Genomic DNA, 294 nt, shown 5'->3' on the forward strand with positions numbered 1-294 from the left:
CCTACTCTCCCGGGACCCTGCGGTCCAAGTACCATCGGCGCTGGAGGGCTTAACGGTCGTGTTCGGGATGGGTACGCGTGGAACCCCTCCGCTATCGCCACCAAACAGGTATTCAAGGGTTTGCACCCTGAAAACTGAACGCGAAAGTTTCAACTGCTTCGAATCATTATTGCTTAGGATAAGCCCTCGACCGATTAGTATTCGTCAGCTCCACACATTGCTGTGCTTCCACCCCGAACCTATCTACCTCGTCGTCTTCAAGGGGTCTTACTAATTGGGAAATCTCATCTTGAG

At 52.4% G+C, this 294-nt stretch carries 2 rRNA genes; both read right to left on the reverse strand.

Annotation, left to right across the window (positions count from 1 at the left end):
* Positions 1-105 (reverse strand): 5S ribosomal RNA (gene rrf, locus M3650_RS31490); the annotation flags it as partial.
* A 69-nt stretch (positions 106-174) separates the two neighbouring features.
* A 23S ribosomal RNA gene (locus M3650_RS31495) occupies positions 175-294 on the reverse strand; the annotation flags it as partial.

Source organism: Paenibacillus sp. MER TA 81-3, from assembly GCF_023713585.1.
Lineage (GTDB): Bacteria > Bacillota > Bacilli > Paenibacillales > Paenibacillaceae > Paenibacillus_B > Paenibacillus_B profundus.